The sequence below is a fragment of the Vampirovibrio sp. genome (genome assembly GCF_041737375.1).
Lineage (GTDB): Bacteria > Cyanobacteriota > Vampirovibrionia > Vampirovibrionales > Vampirovibrionaceae > Vampirovibrio.
In genome coordinates this window covers 152,877-170,543 of record NZ_JBGSRV010000006.1, presented here as the reverse complement: position 1 = coordinate 170,543, position 17,667 = coordinate 152,877, and the positions used below count along the sequence as shown (strand labels likewise).

The 17,667-nt window shown below is 50.3% G+C and carries 15 protein-coding genes, 1 tRNA gene and 1 pseudogene; 6 read left to right on the top strand and 11 right to left on the bottom strand.

The genetic code is table 11. From position 1 onward, the window contains the following. Positions 1–299: 299 nt before the first annotated feature. Positions 300–1,529 carry a right-handed parallel beta-helix repeat-containing protein gene (locus ACEW81_RS03205; RefSeq protein ID WP_373531524.1) on the top strand — a complete coding sequence of 410 codons (1,230 nt, stop codon included), beginning with the start codon at positions 300–302 and terminating at the stop codon, positions 1,527–1,529. A gap of 75 nt (positions 1,530–1,604) precedes the next feature. Here ACEW81_RS03205 and trpA read toward each other — a convergent pair whose 3' ends face one another. The 8 genes from trpA to ACEW81_RS03165 form a co-directional block, all read right to left on the bottom strand. Next, positions 1,605–2,426, bottom strand: a complete 822-nt coding sequence (trpA, locus tag ACEW81_RS03200; RefSeq protein WP_373531523.1) for a tryptophan synthase subunit alpha — start codon at positions 2,424–2,426, stop codon at positions 1,605–1,607. Next, positions 2,413–3,597 carry a tryptophan synthase subunit beta gene (gene trpB, locus ACEW81_RS03195; RefSeq protein WP_373531522.1) on the bottom strand — a complete coding sequence of 395 codons (1,185 nt, stop codon included), beginning with the start codon at positions 3,595–3,597 and terminating at the stop codon, positions 2,413–2,415. Before trpB ends, trpA begins: the two co-directional genes overlap by 14 nt. Beyond that, positions 3,585–4,277 carry a phosphoribosylanthranilate isomerase gene (locus ACEW81_RS03190; protein WP_373531521.1) on the bottom strand — a complete coding sequence of 231 codons (693 nt, stop codon included), beginning with the start codon at positions 4,275–4,277 and terminating at the stop codon, positions 3,585–3,587. The genes trpB and ACEW81_RS03190 overlap by 13 nt, the downstream gene beginning before the upstream one ends. After that, complete coding sequence (locus ACEW81_RS03185; protein ID WP_373531520.1) at positions 4,274–5,071, bottom strand: indole-3-glycerol phosphate synthase TrpC; 798 nt, start codon at positions 5,069–5,071, stop codon at positions 4,274–4,276. The genes ACEW81_RS03190 and ACEW81_RS03185 overlap by 4 nt, the downstream gene beginning before the upstream one ends. After that, complete coding sequence (gene trpD / locus ACEW81_RS03180; RefSeq protein ID WP_373531519.1) at positions 5,049–6,038, bottom strand: anthranilate phosphoribosyltransferase; 990 nt, start codon at positions 6,036–6,038, stop codon at positions 5,049–5,051. The genes ACEW81_RS03185 and trpD overlap by 23 nt, the downstream gene beginning before the upstream one ends. Continuing rightward, positions 6,032–6,634 (bottom strand): anthranilate synthase component II, encoded by a 603-nt coding sequence (locus tag ACEW81_RS03175; protein WP_373531518.1) that lies wholly within the window; start codon positions 6,632–6,634, stop codon positions 6,032–6,034. Before ACEW81_RS03175 ends, trpD begins: the two co-directional genes overlap by 7 nt. Continuing rightward, entirely contained in the window at positions 6,603–8,069 is a 1,467-nt protein-coding gene (locus ACEW81_RS03170; protein ID WP_373531517.1) for an anthranilate synthase component I family protein, read from the bottom strand. Before ACEW81_RS03170 ends, ACEW81_RS03175 begins: the two co-directional genes overlap by 32 nt. Positions 8,070–8,442: 373 nt before the next feature. After that, complete coding sequence (locus ACEW81_RS03165) at positions 8,443–8,877, bottom strand: ferritin-like domain-containing protein (RefSeq protein ID WP_373531516.1); 435 nt, start codon at positions 8,875–8,877, stop codon at positions 8,443–8,445. Positions 8,878–9,080: 203 nt separating this feature from the next. On the opposite strand from ACEW81_RS03165, the gene ACEW81_RS03160 reads away from it, so the two are divergent. Beyond that, the gene (locus ACEW81_RS03160) at positions 9,081–9,746 is read left to right on the top strand and encodes a hypothetical protein (protein ID WP_373531515.1); all 666 of its coding nucleotides are present in this window, start codon (positions 9,081–9,083) and stop codon (positions 9,744–9,746) included. A gap of 76 nt (positions 9,747–9,822) precedes the next feature. Here the strand turns inward: ACEW81_RS03160 and dinD are convergent. After that, positions 9,823–10,677 (bottom strand): annotated as a pseudogene (gene dinD / locus ACEW81_RS03155) (DNA damage-inducible protein D). Between the two features lie 257 nt (positions 10,678–10,934). After that, positions 10,935–11,010, bottom strand: a tRNA-Thr gene (locus ACEW81_RS03150). 129 nt (positions 11,011–11,139) lie between these two features. On the opposite strand from ACEW81_RS03150, the gene ACEW81_RS03145 reads away from it, so the two are divergent. From ACEW81_RS03145 to ACEW81_RS03130, 4 genes are all read left to right on the top strand, one after another. Next, entirely contained in the window at positions 11,140–12,162 is a 1,023-nt protein-coding gene (locus ACEW81_RS03145) for an ATP-binding protein (RefSeq protein ID WP_373531514.1), read from the top strand. A gap of 164 nt (positions 12,163–12,326) precedes the next feature. Then, positions 12,327–14,039 (top strand): R3H domain-containing nucleic acid-binding protein, encoded by a 1,713-nt coding sequence (locus ACEW81_RS03140; RefSeq protein ID WP_373531513.1) that lies wholly within the window; start codon positions 12,327–12,329, stop codon positions 14,037–14,039. A gap of 71 nt (positions 14,040–14,110) precedes the next feature. Then, positions 14,111–14,758 (top strand): dTMP kinase, encoded by a 648-nt coding sequence (gene tmk, locus ACEW81_RS03135; RefSeq protein ID WP_373531512.1) that lies wholly within the window; start codon positions 14,111–14,113, stop codon positions 14,756–14,758. Positions 14,759–14,840: 82 nt separating this feature from the next. After that, a complete protein-coding gene (locus ACEW81_RS03130; protein ID WP_373531511.1) occupies positions 14,841–15,761 on the top strand; it encodes a M48 family metallopeptidase in 921 nt (306 codons plus the stop codon). Here the strand turns inward: ACEW81_RS03130 and ACEW81_RS03125 are convergent. Continuing rightward, the gene (locus ACEW81_RS03125) at positions 15,758–17,662 is read right to left on the bottom strand and encodes a cation diffusion facilitator family transporter (RefSeq protein WP_373531510.1); all 1,905 of its coding nucleotides are present in this window, start codon (positions 17,660–17,662) and stop codon (positions 15,758–15,760) included. The two genes, ACEW81_RS03130 and ACEW81_RS03125, sit on opposite strands and share 4 nt — an antisense overlap. Positions 17,663–17,667 lie beyond the last annotated feature (5 nt).

The window sequence follows — 17,667 nt, the reverse complement described above, 5'->3', positions numbered from 1 at the left end:
TATTTAGCCCAAAAAAAATAAAATAGCCTTAAGCCCAGAAATGAAGCCCCATCTGACCACATTGCCCGCCAAATAATTTCCATGCCTGAGTTTGACAGCACATTGCCCCAGCAATTATAAAAACAAAAGAACCCATTTACTTTCGCACTGGAATGAGTGACCTACTGTCGATGGAAGCTCGGCTTTATCTAACTTTCACCTGGGTTTGTCAGTAATCTGTAGCTTAACGATCCCTCCCCTCTCGCTTGCGGGTCAGCTTCTTCCGGCCTTGCAACGAATTATCAATGATGGAGTCAACAATGAAAAAATCTCTCAGCCTTTCATTAGCCTGCCTGGTCGGTTTGGTGTTGGTACAGCAAAGCGCGTTTGCTTACCAGCTCGACGCGGGCGCCAGAAGCATCGGCATTTCCCCCGGCAGCACCCCTAGCGCCACCACCACGGACTTGAGAAACGCCCTCAATTATTTGGCCACCCTAAAAGACAAAAGCCGGGTATGGACCGTAAACATGGCACCGGGCAAGTACTTTGTAACCAACCAGTTAACCGTTCGCAACCTGCAAAACGTTAATTTTCTCTCCAACCTGAACAGCCCAGCCCAGCTCATTAAAAACCCCGGCTGGAATTCGGCCACTGGCGGCGAATATTTAATGCACATCACCTACAGTAAAAATGTATCCGTGGCAGGTATGCAGTTTTACGGCACCACGAATTACACCAAGAACAGCGACCCGGTATGGTCTGATCAGGGCATTTATTTCGGTTCTTGCGATACCGTGGTCATTAAAAATAACGGATTTTTCAATTTCGGCAACAGCGCCCTGCGGGTAGCCACCCATGAGCGGGATCCCATTCGGGGCGTGAACAGCCGCAATACACAAGTGCTGAATAATTTGTTTAACAATATCTACCAGCTCTCTACCACCACCACTGATACCCTGCATGGCGGCACTCAAAATTTCTTGCTGCAAAGTAACGTGTTCTACAACCTGAGAGGCTCCATTAAATTCGCAAGCAGAACGGCTGGGGCCAAAGACATTAAAATTCTGAACAACCGAATCAATGGTGGCAGTCATTATGGGCTTGAACTCAACAACTATAACAACGTCGAAATTCGTGGCAACCAGCTCCAGAACATTCAAGAATTTGCCATGAATATTTATAACAATACCAATGCCACCGGTTCCTTCAACTGGGGTGAAAACTACACCGTTGCCGATAACGTGATAACAAACGCTGGAAAAGGATTACGTTTCAGTACAGAACCTTATGCCAACGGCGTGAAGGTAAACGCAAGAAACGTAAAATTCGATAACAATACCTTCAACGGCATCACAAACACATCGGGCAACCCAGCCATTGCCCAAGTTAATGGCAATATTGCAGGGTTAACCATTACCCGTAACAAGCTAAGCAACATTGCCAATAAAAAATACATTGGCTATACCTCTGGCAGCACCAATGTGGTTTATAACAACAATCAGGTCAATGGTTCCGCCTTTGGGCCCCAACAGTCAACCGCCAGTAAATAAAAAACACTCACAAACCACTGGGAAGCGGGCTGGTTACACACTGGCCCGCTTCCTAGCGTAAATTGTTTTATGACACTAAACAACGGGCGCTGATAGATCCCGAATATAAGACACGATGGACGCCGTGGCATACGCCGGGGCCAAGGCCTTAATTTTTGACATCACGGAAGAGCCTACAATTACGCCGTCCGCTCCCAGCTTCACCATGGCCTCCACATGCGTCCGCTGGGAAATACCAAAGCCCACACAAACCGGTAAATCCGAGTAAGCGCGAACCCGGCTCAACAACTCGCCCAGACCTGAATCATAGCGTTCCTCCACACCCGTTACGCCCAAGCGGGAAACGGCATATAAAAACCCGCCTGAGTGTTCAACAATGCTTGGCAAGCGGCTCTGATCAGTGAGGGTGGAAATTAAAGAAGTGAGCTGTAGGCCACAAGCATCTATGGCAGGCTTGATTTCAGCGATGCACTCCACCGGCAAGTCGGCAATTAAAAGCGCATCCACGCCTGCGGCGGCGATATCGCTACAAAATTTTTCCACCCCACGGGCCAACACCAAATTGTAATAAACCAGTAAACTGATGGGCGTTTCCGGGTGTTTCTCCCGAATTTTTCGAATCAATACAATCGCCTGATCCACATCAAAGCCAGCATCCATGGTTTCACGGGCCGCTTGCTGAATGAGTGGACCATCCGCCACCGGATCGCTGAAAGAAATCCCCAATTCCAAAGCGCTGGCCCCGCCTGCGATAAAGGCATCAATCATGCTCAAACAAACTTCCGGGTTGGGCCAGCCTAACAAAATAAACGGAATCATGGCATGCCGGTTTTCCTGTTTTAATTGCGCGAATCGTTTTTCATAACGCTGCTGATTTTGCAGTTTAAGCGTGGACATGAGCGTTCTCCTGTTGGGCCATTACCTGATGCAGATCTTTATCCCCACGACCCGACAAGTTAATTAAAATAATTTGATCGGGAGACATGGTTTTGGCCAGCACCTCAGCGTACGCCAATGCGTGGCAGGTTTCCAGAGCGGGCAAAATCCCTTCCGCTTTGGCCAGCGTATGAAAAGCAGCCAGTGCCTCGGCATCGGTAGCGGAAACATAAGTGGCTTCCCCCGTGGATTGCATATAGGCATGCTCCGGCCCAACCAGCGGGTAATCCAGTCCGGCAGCCATACTATAGGTTTCATGAACCTGACCATCCCTATCCTGCAACGCCAAACTTTTCATGCCATGCAAACAACCAAGCGTTCCCTTGGCCAAAACCGCCCCGTGATGAGGCGTCTCCAAGCCCAAACCAGCGGGTTCCACCCCAATCAATTGGGCCGAGGTATTTCTAAACCCCTGAAAAATACCAATGGCATTGGAGCCCCCACCCACACAGGCCACTACTTTATCCGGCAATCGACCCGCCTGGGCCAGCATTTGCTGATGGGCTTCTTCTCCAATTACCTGCTGAAAAAAGCGCACCAGCGTGGGGTAAGGATGAGGCCCGGCAGCCGTGCCAATGAGGTAATAGGTATCTCCCAAATTGCTGACCCAATCTCGAAGGGCCTCATTAATGGCATCCTTCAAGGTTTTGGAACCGGTTTCCACCGCATGAACCGTGGCCCCCAACAACCGCATCCGAAATACATTGGGTTGCTGGCGCTCCATATCTACGGCGCCCATGTACACTTCGGTTTTCATGCCCAGCAAGGCACCGGCCATGGCCGTGGCGACACCGTGTTGACCAGCCCCGGTTTCGGCAATCAGCCGGGTTTTCCCCATGGCTTTTGCCAGCAAGGCTTGCCCAATGGCATTGTTGGTTTTATGAGCGCCCCCGTGCAGCAAGTCTTCCCGCTTTAAAAAAACACGCGCGCCATACAATTTAGATAAATTTTTGGCCTCATACAGCGGTGTAGGACGACCTGCATAATGCTTCAGCAACGATTGATATTCCGCCAGAAAATCCGCATCATCTTGAATATTCAAAAAGGCGGCTTCCAGTTCTTCCAGGGCTGGCATTAACAGCTCTGGTACATAAATGCCCCCATAGGGGCCAAAAAAACCTAGGGATTGCATGACAAAGGATCTCCATGGTTGGGTTGCGATTTAAAATTTTGAATGATTTGGCAAAAACGATTCATCTTTTCTACATCTTTTTGTCCGGGCGCTTGTTCAACCCCAGAGGCCACATCCACCCCCACCGGCTGAAATTGCTCCAATACGCTCTGGAGATTATCCGCCGTTACCCCCCCCGCCAACAAACTGGGAAAGGTGGATAAAAACGACCTTAAGCCCACAGCATCAGGCAAGCTTCCCACCGCTTTCACCGCACTGTTTTTGGGTAAATCCAGCAGTAGGGTTTTCACATTGTTCGCTTGCAAGTAAGCCATTGCGGTGGTGCTCAAATTTGAGAAAGATAAATGTGGTTGCAGCAACAGGGTTTTGATCACCGGAGCGGGTAATTGCTCGCAGAAGGCAGGCGTTTCATCGCCGTGCAACTGAATTTGATCCAGCCCCAAGGCAGCCCAATGCGCTTGAATGGTTTCCGCACTGGCATTTTGAAACACCCCTACACATTGTGTTGGGGGACTTTGGGATCGCACCGCTTGCAGAATCGCCTGGGCAGTTTCCACGGTAATAAACCGGGGCGTGTCTGGTACAAAAATAAAGCCCAGCCAATCCGCACCCGCTTGAATGGCGGCCATGGCATCGGACACATTGGTAATTCCGCAAATTTTAACCACAGGTGGGGTCATGTCAGTAGGCCCTGTAACTTTTTTTCCAACGCCAGGGGGGTCGGCTCCCGCATGAGGGTAGAGCCAATTAAAAAGCCATCGCAATAATCCTGAAGCCGCAAAATATCTTCCCGCGTTTGCATGCCGCTGGCCGAAATTTTTAAAACAGAATCTGGAATACGGGGCGCCAACCGATGGGTGGTGGAGAGATCCATGGTCAGCGTTTGCAGATCCCGGTTATTAATGAGCAAAATCGACGGGTTCACCGCCAAAGCCCGATCCACTTCCGCTTCATCCTGCACTTCAATCAAGGGGGTCATGCCCCAGTCCAAAATCAACTGATTCAGCAGGCTCAACTGCGAATCACTGAGGGCTTTCACAATCAGTAAAACCGCTTGGGCCCCTGCTTTTCGGGCTTCATAAACCTGATAGGGATCCATCACAAAATCCTTGCACAAGGTCGGCAAAGAAACCTGCTTCGCCACCTGTTGCAGTAACCCCAAACTCCCTCCAAAATAAGTTTGATCGGTTAGTACCGAAATGGCGGCCCCATACTGCGTGTACAGGGCCAGTAACGGATCTAAATCCAGAGTAGCTTTCAATTGGCCCGCAGAGGGCGAGGCCGGTTTGATTTCTAAAATAAAAGCGCTTTTACCCGCCGATTGCCGAATGGCGGTTTCCAAAGGTTGAGAGGTAATTTTCTGCAGCTGCGGTAGAAAGTCTGCCAAGGGAAGCTGGGCCTTGCGTGCGGCCACCTCCTGAATTTTGTGGGCCACAATGGTATCCAGTACCTTACCGGGTGGAAAACGATTCATAAAACCTCCGGCATTCATTCAATTTTTCCAACGCTTTTCCACCCCGCAGCAAGGCTTTGGCCTCTTGCACCCCCGCCGCCAGAGAACTTGCCTTTCCGGCAATCAACAGGCCCGCTCCCGCATTGAAACACACCATTTGATAGTAAGGAGATTGCTGATCCTGATTTTGAAACAAGCGCATCAAAATGGCCTCATTCTCCACCGGGTTATGTGGGCCGATAGGGTGAAGAGCTGGATTATTTTCTGTTTCAGTTTCTATTACAAAAGGCGGAATGGTCATTTCCTGATAGTGCGTTTTTTGAATCTCAAAAACACGGGTGGGAGCAGCAATTTCCAGCTCATCCAGCCCGGATTCCCCGCAAGCGATCCAGCCTCGCTGACAAACGCCGGTGCTGGCCAAATAATGGGCCATTTGGGTTTGCATAAGCGGATGAGAAACGCCCAGCAACCGATAAGCTGGTTTCACCGGATTTAACAATGGCCCCAAAAAGTTAAACAGGGTTCTGGTTTTAAGCTGACGGCGCAATTGATTAAAGGGGGCCAACTGAGGATAGCACTGCGGCGCAAATAGAAAAACCAGTCCACAATGCGCCAGCCCTTCAGGAATTCGCCGTAAATCCAGTGGCGCTGAAAAGCCCAATTGGGCCAGCAAATCGAAACTACCGCTCAGGCTACTCAAGCCCCGGTTGCCAAATTTAACGACGGGCACGCCCGCCGCCGCCAAAATAAAGGCCACCGTGGTGGAGGTATTAAAATGCGGCAGCCCACTGCCACCGGTTCCACAACAATCCATCACAGGCATCGCCGGAAGCGCAACCGGCAAGACGGTTTCCTCCAGACAAGCCAGCGCATCGGAAAATAAAGCGGGGGTGATTGCCTCGGGCGTTAATTGCCCCAGCCAATGCAAGGTATCCGCTTCCGAATATTCCAGATGAATGAGCTGGCGAAGCTCCTGACGGTTTAGCATAGGTTCAGGAAATTCCTTAGAATCTGTTTGCCATAAGGGGTGCCAATGGATTCGGGGTGAAACTGAATGCCAAAAATGGGCCGGGTGCGATGCTGCATGGCCATAGGAATGGCAGTTTCCAGATCTCGAACCGTAATTTCCAACCCCTCCGGCAGGGTGCTTTCATCCACTAGCAGGGAATGATAGCGCATGGCCTCAAACACTGTAGGGACATCTTTAAACAACCCACTATCGCTTACGCATTGCATGGAACGGCTCTCGCCATGCACGATTTCCGGGGCCGCAATAACCCGGCCACCCAAATAATGCGCAATGCCCTGATGCCCCAGACACACCCCCAAAACCGGACAATCCAGCGCCGCCTGATTTTGAATAATATCAGCGCAAACCCCAAAATCGGCTGCAATGGCCGGGTTTCCGGGGCCGGGAGATAAAATGACCCGTTGCGGCTTTTTGGCCAGCAAGGTGGCAAAATCAATTTGATCATTCCGGTAAATCTTTACCGGGGCTTCAGTTTCCACCTGTGTCATCTGATACAGGTTGTAACTGAACGAATCGTAATTATCAATAATCACCACGGGGCGTTGCGCTAACATCGGCGTTCATCCTTTCCGCCATCAGAATGGCTTTTACCATGCTTTTTGCCTTATTTCGGGTTTCTTCATACTCCGCCTCAGGCTCCGAGTGATGCACAATGCCTGCGCCTGCGTGAATATGGGCCATGCCATCCTGAATCAGGGCGGAACGAATGGCGATGGCCCCATCCGCGTTGCCATTGGCATCAATGTAACCCACCATCCCGGAATAAACACCCCGCTGCTCTGGCTCCAGTTTGGCCAGCAATTGCAGGGCCCGAATTTTAGGCGCCCCACTCACGGTGCCACGGGGAAAGCAACATTTCAGGGCATCATACCCATTTAACCCCGCTTTTAAGGTTCCCTGAATTTCAGTGGCCAGATGCATGACATGGGTATAGCGTAAAATTTGGGCGATTTCCCCCACCGCAATACTTCCCGGCTGACAGATGCGGCCCATATCGTTTCGACCCAGATCCACCAGCATCCGGTGTTCCGCCATTTCTTTACGGCTGGCTTTTAGTTCATCGGTCAAGGCCCGATCGCTTTGCTCGCAAGTGCCTCGGGGCCGGGTGCCGGCTAAGGCTTTCAAGGTCACCTGACCGTTTCGGCTGCGTATAAACGTTTCTGGGGAAGAACCCAGATAGGTAAACTCTGGGAACTTGAGGTAATATGCATAGGGGGAGGGATTGATGGCAGTGACCGTGCGATAAATATCCAGCGTGGAGCATTGAACCGGTAGAGAGAACCGCTGGGCCAGCACAATTTGAAAAATCTGCCCTTCCACAATCCATTGTTTGGCTTGTCGAATGGCTTCCAGAAAGCGAGGCTTGGGGGTAGCGTATTGCACCGAATCAAACACCCGCTCATCCGATATATCGGGCAAGGCCAGCAAGCGCAACTCATGTTTTTCCCGATGCAAGGCGGTTTGAATGGTGCTTAAAAGGGCCTGAGCGCCCAATTCGGCCCGGTGAGAAATGACATGAATGCGACGGTACAAATGATCAAACACAATCACCGAATCATACAGGGCCATGTAAATATCAGGAACGTTCAGCACATCCTGTTCCGGCTGAGGAATCTGCTCAAAGTACTGAGTGGTGCCATAACCCATATAACCCACCCAGCCGGAACTTAACGGCAGATCGGCAAACGAGGCGGGCAGCGGGGTGATATCAGGCAGCGTTTCGGCCTGCAAGGCTTTTAAGCGGGCCATGGGATCGGTACAAGATTCCAGCCGCTCGGTACCATCCCGATGGTTTTGGATCATGGCGGTTCCGTTTTTCAGCCGAAAGCTCAACACCGGATCCAGCCCCAAAATGGAAAAGCGGCCCACCCGGTTATCGCCATCGGTGCTTTCAAATAAAAACATGAGGGGAAAAGACAGGTTGAGCCGATGAAAGAGTGACACCGGGGTTTCCGTATCCGAGAGATAACTTTCTATGGTCAGGGGCATAATGGACTCCGATGGCTTAAAATTTAAACTTGAAAACTAAAAAATGGGAATAAAACACAAAAACAGGCTCGGCGGCCTGCTCTCTTGGGAATGTGGGGAAGGAATGACGATGATTAACGACAATCAACCCAGCACGGCAGGCCAGTAGTTAGGCGAAGCCACCACCACTGTGTTAAATTGGCCGGTTGGGATTGCAGGAAACGCATCATCATCCATACTTATTTTTTAAACTGATTTTAATTCTACTATATAGTAGCCGAGACTGCCACTTTGCTGTCAAGGGGTTGTTTGGCATGCCATGGCCACTGCCGCTTTTAAACCAAAGCACCCGCCAGTGAGACGGGTGCGGGTGGCATTTTTTAGTGAGGAGGCTCTACTTGCGCATCATTTTACGAACTTCGCCAATGTGGGTTTCCTCTTCGGCAACCATGCGGCGGGCAAACTCCTCAAACATCACCGATTTGTCTTTTACCAAATCCAGCAAATCCTGATACAGCTGCATTTGGCGGGACTCATGAATGAGAGACTCTTCCAGAATGCTGAAAATATCGTGCTTGTGGGTTTCCAGGAGCTGTCCAATGCCCAGCGATGGGTGTTCTCCCAGGTAAGTAATCAACTCACCGCTTTCCTGAGCGTGAACCAGAGACTCACTGGCCTGATCGCGCAGCCAGGAGGTAATGGGAATACGGTTAGGGCCAAACACCATAAAGGAATAGTGCGTGTAGCGAACCACACCCGCCAGTTCCATTTCCACAATGCGGTTCAGGGTGTCTACCACTTTGGGCATATCAAACGTATAATCGGTCATGCTTACATCCTTATTAAAATAGCGCGTGTAAAAGTATCCATTCGTTGAGAATAATCGAGTGGGCTTGCGTTTGATTCTAACGGAATGCCCCGCTTTCTCCAAACAAACAGAAACAACGGGCCTATGGCCCCGTTTCCAGAACGCCCCCAGCCGTGCTTGCCCTGGGTGGCATCGTTCAAAAAAGATGTGATACATTAGGCACTATGAAAAAATTATGCCTCACCCTCGGCTTTACCGGCCTGCTGATGCATGCAGCGCTTATTGCCAGCAGCTGGGCAGATTTATCCAGCCCGGTGAATCAAAGCGCACTGGATGCTATTTTTTCAAATGGCCTACCCGCCCCTTATGAGGCCACCTCGTCTCAAGCATTGAATACGACATCCAATGAGGCGGTTGGGTTTTACGCTTTTTTAGAGAACCCGAAAACCCAGTCTCAGGTCATCCTCATTGACATTCGCCAAGCTGATCAGCGTTCTTTTTATTTAACCGAGGATTTGGGGCGGCTTGCCAAAACCCTGCTCACCCAGGCGGGCCCAACCATGCCAATTGCTAGCCCCCTTTCGGTCCCCATCTCGCTAAAAATCCAGCCCCTTCGCTCAAACGCTGCTGAAAATCAGTTGGCCAATTTAAAAATTGCTCAACCCAAAGGGGTGGATCAATTGGGGTTTATTGGCCGTTTAAAATTCTCACAAGACCGCCATATTGTGCTTTTACTGCTGAATGCCCACTATCCCGAAGTGCTGTTAGCCACAGAAAACACCCCCTTGCGACTGGAAGCCAACACCCTGATTGACACCTTAAGAAACACCGATAAAACCCTGCCCTCCGAACGCTTCATTCTATGGCGCCTAAGACGCATTTTTAAGTGAAATCCGTAACACAGAACGCATTCAAGTTTTTTGAACGCCTAAAAAAATAGCCCTCTACCAAAATCATATTCGCTTTCTAATTGTCAACGACAGGCAGCAAAGGTCTGACCTCTTTTAAAAACTTTTTCTCCTCGGATTTCACGCGCCTTTCCAACTTTTTGATATCTTCTTCTGGCGGCAGCTCTTATGGTTTAATACCACTCTTTTCTAACAGTTCTCGGATGTTTTGATTATTCTGCACGTGCTCATCCGTAATTTGAACTTCTCCGTATAAATCATCTCGTCTAACATTATGATTTGTAATTTCAGTTGCAAGATTTTTTGCCGTAATAGTCACGGTTGGAAGAAAGTCTGCCAGCGCTCGACGTGGGGGGATATTTAACTTGTCTTTCATTTGGGAGGTGTTGTAGCCACCAAAAAGCGCTTGATCGCCTTTGCTCCGAATGTTGCCGAAGCCCTGACTATCAACACCACGCTCATAAATATTCTTAGAGAGCTCTGTTTCACTAGCGGTAAGTTGTTCTCTCGCCTGAAGTCGTTCTTGAAGTAATAGTCGAGCTTCCAAAACCTCCTGTTTTCTGGTCTGAATGGCAAAGTACGTCTGCGCAAAAGCAATCTGTCCCTTACCCGGATCGCCATTTTGAGCGATCAAATAGCAAGCATATCGAGTCAGCTTGATATCAAGCACACTTCTTTCTGTCCCTGAGCCAATTTCAACCATTTTGTTGGTATCAACAAAATGGTCTACAATTTGTTGACCCACAACCTCACAAGCAATTTTGGCTTTGTTTATAACATTTAAAAAATTACGCCACTCGTCGTAGTCTAAAAGGTGTTGCAGATCTCGAGCATACCAAAACTCTACATCTCCCTCCATTTGGGCATATTCTTCGAAATTTTTTCTCAAGAGCTCGATCAATTCTTTTTTCATAGCACTTTCCCAAATAAAACCAGACTCATACTTCGTAAAATAAGCCTAAATCAATGAACAAAAAAATAGAACACATTACATACTATATATTATGACAACTGGGCAATATTGCACATTTTTAATCGCCTCATTAATATAAATGAGTACGTAAATAAAATTTGCAGTCGCTGCTTGCTTTATATTTTGATGAACTGCGACAAAACGGCGACAAAAAGAACCCTATAAAAACAAAAAGCAGCACAAAAGCCGCTAGATATTGGAGCCGATGACCGGAATTGAACCGGTGACCTACGGTTTACGAAACCGTTGCTCTACCAACTGAGCTACATCGGCATGAAAAATGACTAGAAGATGAATTCCTTTTATACCTCAAACCACACTCAGCGAACAAGACACCCCCATAAAAACAGCATGACCCGGCGGGCTCATGTTGAACCGAGCCTCTCCTTTGGCTAAGGTGGAATGATGACATTTTCCGCATTCCCATTACCCCAACCCCAATCCCCCCCCTCGCTCAGCGAAAGCCAAGCCCGCATGGTTCGTGCGCTGGATGAGCGCCGCTTTTTTAAACTGATTGGGGGCGGTAGCTTTACGGAAGGGGATAAAATCGCCCAGCTCAGCAACATCTACAGTCGAGCCGGGGTCGATTGCATTGACATTGCCCCCGATGCAGCCCTGATTGAAACCGTATGGCGGGCGGTGCAATCGGTACAAGGCCCAAAACCGGTGATCATGGTCAGCATTCCACTGGATGCCGACCCGCATTTCCGAAAAATCGAACTGACCGAAGCCGACTGCATTGGCTGCGGACTTTGCCTGCCGGTTTGTCCCACAGAAGCCTTTACCCTGTCCAGTGCGCTGGAAGTGTCTCAAAATCTATGTTATGGCTGCGGGCGATGCGTTCCCACCTGCCCCACCGATGCCTTACGATTGCTGCCCTTTCAGGTGGAAAGTCAGATTGAAGCAGCGCTGAAGCATCCGGCCACCGAAGCCGTGGAAATCCATAGCCACTTTGTGGATGCCTATATGCTGGAGGCTTTTTTAAATCGCTGGGGACATTTATTACACAATAAGCTCGTAGCGCTTTGCTTTCGGCTGGACCAGCCCGATGACCCGCAAGTACTGAGCTTTGTGCAAACCGCCCAGCGGCGCCATGCTATGCCCATACTGCTCCAGATAGACGGACTCCCCATGTCGGGAACCACGCACTTGGAAGCTTCCTTGCCCGCCTTGGAAGCAGCAGTGAGAGCCAGACATATTTTTGAGAAAAACAACTTACAAGCGCCTCCCATAACCATTTCCGGGGGGATTAACCAACAAACAGCTTGCCTGCTGCAACAAGCGCCTTATCAATGGATCGCCGGGGCGGGCATGGGAACCGTGGCTCGGCAAGCGGTCTGGAATCTGAACGAACCAGAGGCGCTAGCGGTGGCCACCCAAATCACACAGGCATTTCAAAGCCGATCCGCAGACCGGCGCCTCTAAAATGCTTTCCCCTGCAATCCACCCAAATCATCCACCTCAATACCAACGAAAATAGAAACTATCCAATCGAAAGTAAAGTTTCAAACAGGGCTTTTCCAATTTTAAGACAATCATCCAACCATACGATATAATGAAAGTAAGAGGGAAAAAGTTCGAAAGGGAAAGTGACTCTGAAAAAGCCTGCACATGCGAGCAGAAATTTTCTGCAGCCGTTAAACTCACCCCATGTATCGAATCCGCCATCCGTCAATCCTGTTTTATTTGAGGAAAGCGCCATCGCTACTGATCTCCAACTACTCATCGACATTCTGCCCGAGCGGCTCCGCCGAGCCATTCAAGCGGTGGATCTGGATGACTTGATAGAAATTGTTATGGATCTGGGCCGCATGGCCGAGGCCCGGTTTTCAGAAGGCAACATTTTGGAACTGGGCGAACAACAGGTCACGTTGGACGAAATCCACCATGTGGTTAAACACATGGGTTACTTTACCAGCGATAACCGGGCTGGCATCCCCCGAACCCTGCACCGTATCAGCGCCATGCGAAACCGGCAAGGCGATATTGTAGGCCTGACCTGCCGAGTGGGGAAACTGGTTACCGGAACGGTTGATCCCATTAAAGATATTATTGAAAGCGGCAAAAGCGTTCTGCTGCTGGGCCGTCCGGGGGTGGGCAAAACCTCCCGGCTCCGGGAAATCGCCATGCTGCTGGCCGGAGAGTCTCAAAAACGGGTGGTAATCGTGGATACCTCCAACGAAATTGCGGGGGATGGCGATATTCCACACCCGGCGGTGGGCCGAGCCCGCCGTATTCAGGTGCCTCACCGAGAGCGCCAGAAAGAAACCATGATTGAAGCGGTACAAAACCACACCCCGGAAGTGATCATCGTGGATGAAATCGGCACCGAGGATGAAGCCATGGCCGCCCGCACCATCGCCGAACGGGGCGTTATTCTGGTGGCCACCGCCCACGGGCACACCCTGGAAAATCTGGTCAAAAACCCCATGTTGTCGGATTTGGCCGGGGGCATTCAAACCGTGACCCTGGGCGATGAGGAAGCCAAGCGGCGGGCCTCTCAAAAAACCATTCAGGAGCGAGCCAAAAAGCCGACTTTTGACATCTGTATTGAAATCCGGGATCGCAACACACTGGCGGTTTACCCGGATGTGGCCGAAGCGGTGGATCACCTGCTGAGGGGCTGGACCTTGTTTCCAGAAATTCGACGGGTGGACGCTGAAACCGGGGCCACCAAAGTACTGAAAACCAACTTTGAAGTCATGCCCACCCAAATGATGGACCCCCCGGCAGGCAGCTTCAACCCCGGCGATTTCTCCGAGCATCCCCGGGATGATTCGGCGCTGCCGGTGGGGCAGGAAGAGTATCGTGTTTTTGTTTACGGGGTCAGCAAGTCCTATCTGGATCGTATTTTAGAGCGGCTGAATATGCACCACATCCGCATTACCAAAAACGTGTACGACGCCAATGCGGTCATTGCCATAAAGGCCAACGCCCGACCGGGCTCTAAAATTTTAAAACTGGCTCAGGATTACGAAGTACCGGTGTATTACGCCAAAACCAACACCATGCCCCAAATCCAGCGGGCGCTGAGAGAAGCGCTGGATGCGGAAGTAGGCGCTTTTGCCGGACAAATGATTCAAACCCCGTTTGAAGATGAAATGGAACTGGCCTTACGGGAAGCGCAAGAAGCGGTAGACATGGCGCTGGCTGAAAAAATCGCCATTGAATTGGCCCCCAGACGCTCCTATATCCGCCGCATTCAGCATGAGCTGGTGGAAAGGCACCATTTAACCAGTGTGAGCATTGGGGATGAGCCCAATCGCCGCCTAAAAGTGCTGCCGCTCAAAAACCGGGATTAACATCCCCGCCAGCCGCCTGCTTTGTTTATAATAAACGCTTGCAATCAATTGGCAGGGTGGATGATACGCGCATGGGCTTAACACAAAAACAGGGTTTATTAATCACGTTTGAGGGAATTGACGGCTCCGGCAAATCTACCCAGCTGGCCTTGTGCGCCCAGGCATTGCAAGCCAGCGGCCAAAGCGTGGTGATTACCCGAAATCCGGGCGGCACCCCCTTTGGGATGGAGCTGCGGGAAATACTGCTGCACTCTAAGCAAACCGTATTCCCCATGAGCGAACTGCTGTTGTTTATCGCCGATCGGGCACAGCACATGGATGAAGTGGTATTCCCGGCGCTGGCGCAAGGCAAAATGGTGCTTTGCGATCGGCATATGGACTCCACACTGGCCTATCAGGGCTATGGGCGAGGGCTCTCCATTGAAACCATTCAGGAACTGAACCAGATTGCCATTCAGGGCAAAAAGCCGGACTTGACCCTGTTATTTGACGCCGACCCCCATGTTCTGGCCCAACGGGTCACCCAACGTGGGCAAGCCGATCGACTGGAAGGCGAAAAAGCGGAATTCCACCGCAAGGTACGGGAAGGTTTTTTAGCACTGGCCCAACAAGAGCCCGAGCGAATCCATATTTTTAACGCGCTGGACAGTCAGCAAGCCCTGCACCAACAAGTGATGCAAGTATTAGCAGCACAGCGGCAGCCATTAAAAACCCTATAACTTTTCAAACAGGCTGGATTTTACAGCACCCGCGCAGTACATTTTAATCAATTGACCAGCCAATTTAATTCAGTGGGGTGTTATGTCTATTTCAAGCCTTGGCAATTTTTACGCAGCCCAACCCCAACCTTATCGGCCACAGCCGCCTGTCTGGGTAACACAGCCTCCAGTAACCACCCTTGGCATGTACGCCGCCACTGAAAGCGATGTAGACTACCCAACACCGCTTCCCAAAAAATCTTCCAGCAAAATTGATGAACTGGTTTTAAAGCACTCCAAACCCATTGAGCTGCCAGAGGCCACCATTCCCCTAACCCGCATTGCCAACCGATTGGCCAAAGCAGGGGGCATTCAGCAGGCTTTTAACATTCAGATTGTGAACAAGCCCAGTTACAACGCGGCGGCCTTTAGCAACGGTACGGTTATCTTCAATCTGGATACCTTAAAGCGGGCCAAATCCCCGGAAGAATTGGCCTTTGTGCTGGCCCATGAACTTTCTCACGTTCAGTTTGAAGACGCCAAAGCCCGCAAAAAGCGTTATGGGCTTGCTACTACGGCAGCACTGGTACTGGAAGAGGCTAGCACCTGGCTTCTACAAGCTCGCAGCCTTTTAAAAGGAATCTTTATTTCCATTGCGGCCCCAGCAGCGGCATTTCAATGGTTTGCCTTTCAGGAGCGCAAAGACGAAGCCCGAGCGGACGTAAACGCCATTCACCTGCTAAAACGAGCCGGATACACCCCGATGGGCTACACCACCGCCTTTTCCAACATGAAGCAAGATATGGGCAAAGCGTCTTTATGGACGGAAATTCAATGGAAAGTATTTGGCGAAGACCACCCGGCCCTGCCCACCCGCCAGCGCTCTGTAGAGCAAGCCATCCTAAACACCCCACCCAGCCTCAATGAACGACCGCTGATGAGCCCTGAGGAATGGCAAGACCTGAAACTGGCCGCCACCTGCATACCCACCCATACGGGCAAAGGCTTAAAACTAGGCGATTAGCTGGCCGACTTCATTTCCCCATTGCTTCTGCCGTTGCGGGTTTCAGATTCTTCCGTTTTCACCTCGAAGGGCACCGGGGAATCAATAATCACGCTCACGATACGGGGGCCATCGGCCTCATCTACTGTAAACTTCAAATCCTCAAAGTCCACTTCATCGCCCTGTTCAGGCTCCCGGCCCAGTTCACCAAACACATAGCCGCCAATGGTTTTGAAATCATCAAACGGAATATTGAGGTTTAACTTATCGTTTAAATCCTCAATTTCAAACTTGCCGTTCACCTTAACCCGGTTGGTTCCCATAAAGGTGAACATGGGTTCTTCCTCTTCATGCTCATCCCAAATTTCACCAATAATCTCTTCAATCACATCCTCAACGGTTACCAAACCGGCAAAACCGCCATGTTCATCGGCCACCGCCGCAATGCGGATTTTGTTGCGCTTAAAGTCTTCCAGTAAGTCGCTAATGCCCTTGTTTTCAGGAAAAATATCAATTTCCCGAACCACATTGGCCAGCGGGGTGTCCATCTGGTTTTTGCGAATCAGGTCAAACACATCCCGAGAGTGAACCAGCCCCACCAGATCATCCACGTTTTCCTTAAACACGGGCAACCGGGAATGGCCACTTTCTATCATCAAATCGGCCACTTCAGACAACGGGGTTTCCACTTCCACATATTCCACATCAATCCGGGGAATCATAATGTCTTTTACCGTGGCTTCGCTGAAATCGTAGACGTTTTTCAGCAAAATTTCGGAGCGGGCATCCAGTACGCCTTCTTTGCGGCCTTGCTCTACCAGTGAATTAAACTTTTCGCCCCATTCAATTTCAGATTCATCGGCCAAAACTTCCACAAACACTTGAGAAGCCTGTGCAATGCGGGCCTGAATCTTGTCCTTGATGCGGTCCGTAAGATCATCCACGTCTTTTACCTGAATATAAGGATCCACCTGCACTTGCAAGTGAATAGTCAAGCCGGCAATGCCGTGATCCAGGGTTTTTAAATCCAGAATTTCGGAGACACCGTGCATACTGGTGACCAAATCGGTAATTTTTTTCTCCACTTTGGGAGAAGCCGAGGTTTGGGTAAGAATGCCCCGGTTATGACGAAACAGGTAAATGGCCATACCCGCTAGCAGAAAACCGATAACAATGGACACAATAGCGTCAAATCGGGTTAATACAGCCGCAAACAAATTAGACTCCAGGGCTTCCGCTGAAATCCACCCGGACTCCACCGAGAAGAAGGAGATGGAGATGGCGATTAGGGCCAAAAAAGCACCTAACAGCGCGATATTGTCTTCATAAAACACAAACCGGGTGGTGGGGCTAAGCACATTTTTAATGTTGCGATAGGCCAGCGCAAAGGTTTGAAATTCATTTTGCGTTTTAATCTGCATCTCTTCCAAAACGGCCTGAGAGGCACGGCGAACCGCCACAATTTCCAACCCAATACTGATGATTAGAATGGTGGCCGATAACACATACCCTTGCAAGGTAATGGCATCGGGAGAGGTGAGGTGATGAAAACCTTCGGAAATGGCCCAGGCGGAGGTGGCAATTAAGAACACACAGGCCGCTAAGGCCCAAACGTTGGCTTCCAGCCCATAGCCAAAGGGATGGGTTCGATCCGGCGGCTTCTGGCTGAACTTGTTACCCAAAATCAGGGCAATACTGTTTACCGCATCACCAAAGGAGTGCAAACTTTCACTAAACATGGACGGACTGCGGGAAAACCACCAGGCCAAAAACTTAATGCCGCCCACGGCAAGGTTAACCAGAAACGCCACCCATAGGGAGGATTCGGCATGCTGAAAGGCATTATCTCGAGGGCCGATGAAAGTCGGTGTTGCGGGATAATCGGTTGGCCTTGGAGTGCCTGGAGGTTCGACTGTACCCATGTAAC

Excerpts from the sequence above, each read along its gene's own strand:
- ACEW81_RS03170 (WP_373531517.1), bottom strand. The coding sequence starts at position 8,069 with ATGCCCCTGACCATAGAAAGTTATCTCTCGGATACGGAAACCCCGGTG.
- ACEW81_RS03185 (WP_373531520.1), bottom strand. The coding sequence starts at position 5,071 with ATGAATCGTTTTCCACCCGGTAAGGTACTGGATACCATTGTGGCCCAC.
- trpB (WP_373531522.1), bottom strand. The coding sequence starts at position 3,597 with ATGCAATCCCTAGGTTTTTTTGGCCCCTATGGGGGCATTTATGTACCA.
- trpA (WP_373531523.1), bottom strand. The coding sequence starts at position 2,426 with ATGTCCACGCTTAAACTGCAAAATCAGCAGCGTTATGAAAAACGATTC.
- ACEW81_RS03125 (WP_373531510.1), bottom strand. The coding sequence starts at position 17,662 with ATGGGTACAGTCGAACCTCCAGGCACTCCAAGGCCAACCGATTATCCC.
- ACEW81_RS03165 (WP_373531516.1), bottom strand. The coding sequence starts at position 8,877 with ATGACCGATTATACGTTTGATATGCCCAAAGTGGTAGACACCCTGAAC.
- ACEW81_RS03190 (WP_373531521.1), bottom strand. The coding sequence starts at position 4,277 with ATGACCCCACCTGTGGTTAAAATTTGCGGAATTACCAATGTGTCCGAT.
- ACEW81_RS03160 (WP_373531515.1), top strand. The coding sequence starts at position 9,081 with ATGAAAAAATTATGCCTCACCCTCGGCTTTACCGGCCTGCTGATGCAT.
- ACEW81_RS03205 (WP_373531524.1), top strand. The coding sequence starts at position 300 with ATGAAAAAATCTCTCAGCCTTTCATTAGCCTGCCTGGTCGGTTTGGTG.
- ACEW81_RS03175 (WP_373531518.1), bottom strand. The coding sequence starts at position 6,634 with ATGTTAGCGCAACGCCCCGTGGTGATTATTGATAATTACGATTCGTTC.
- ACEW81_RS03130 (WP_373531511.1), top strand. The coding sequence starts at position 14,841 with ATGTCTATTTCAAGCCTTGGCAATTTTTACGCAGCCCAACCCCAACCT.
- trpD (WP_373531519.1), bottom strand. The coding sequence starts at position 6,038 with ATGCTAAACCGTCAGGAGCTTCGCCAGCTCATTCATCTGGAATATTCG.
- tmk (WP_373531512.1), top strand. The coding sequence starts at position 14,111 with ATGGGCTTAACACAAAAACAGGGTTTATTAATCACGTTTGAGGGAATT.
- ACEW81_RS03145 (WP_373531514.1), top strand. The coding sequence starts at position 11,140 with ATGATGACATTTTCCGCATTCCCATTACCCCAACCCCAATCCCCCCCC.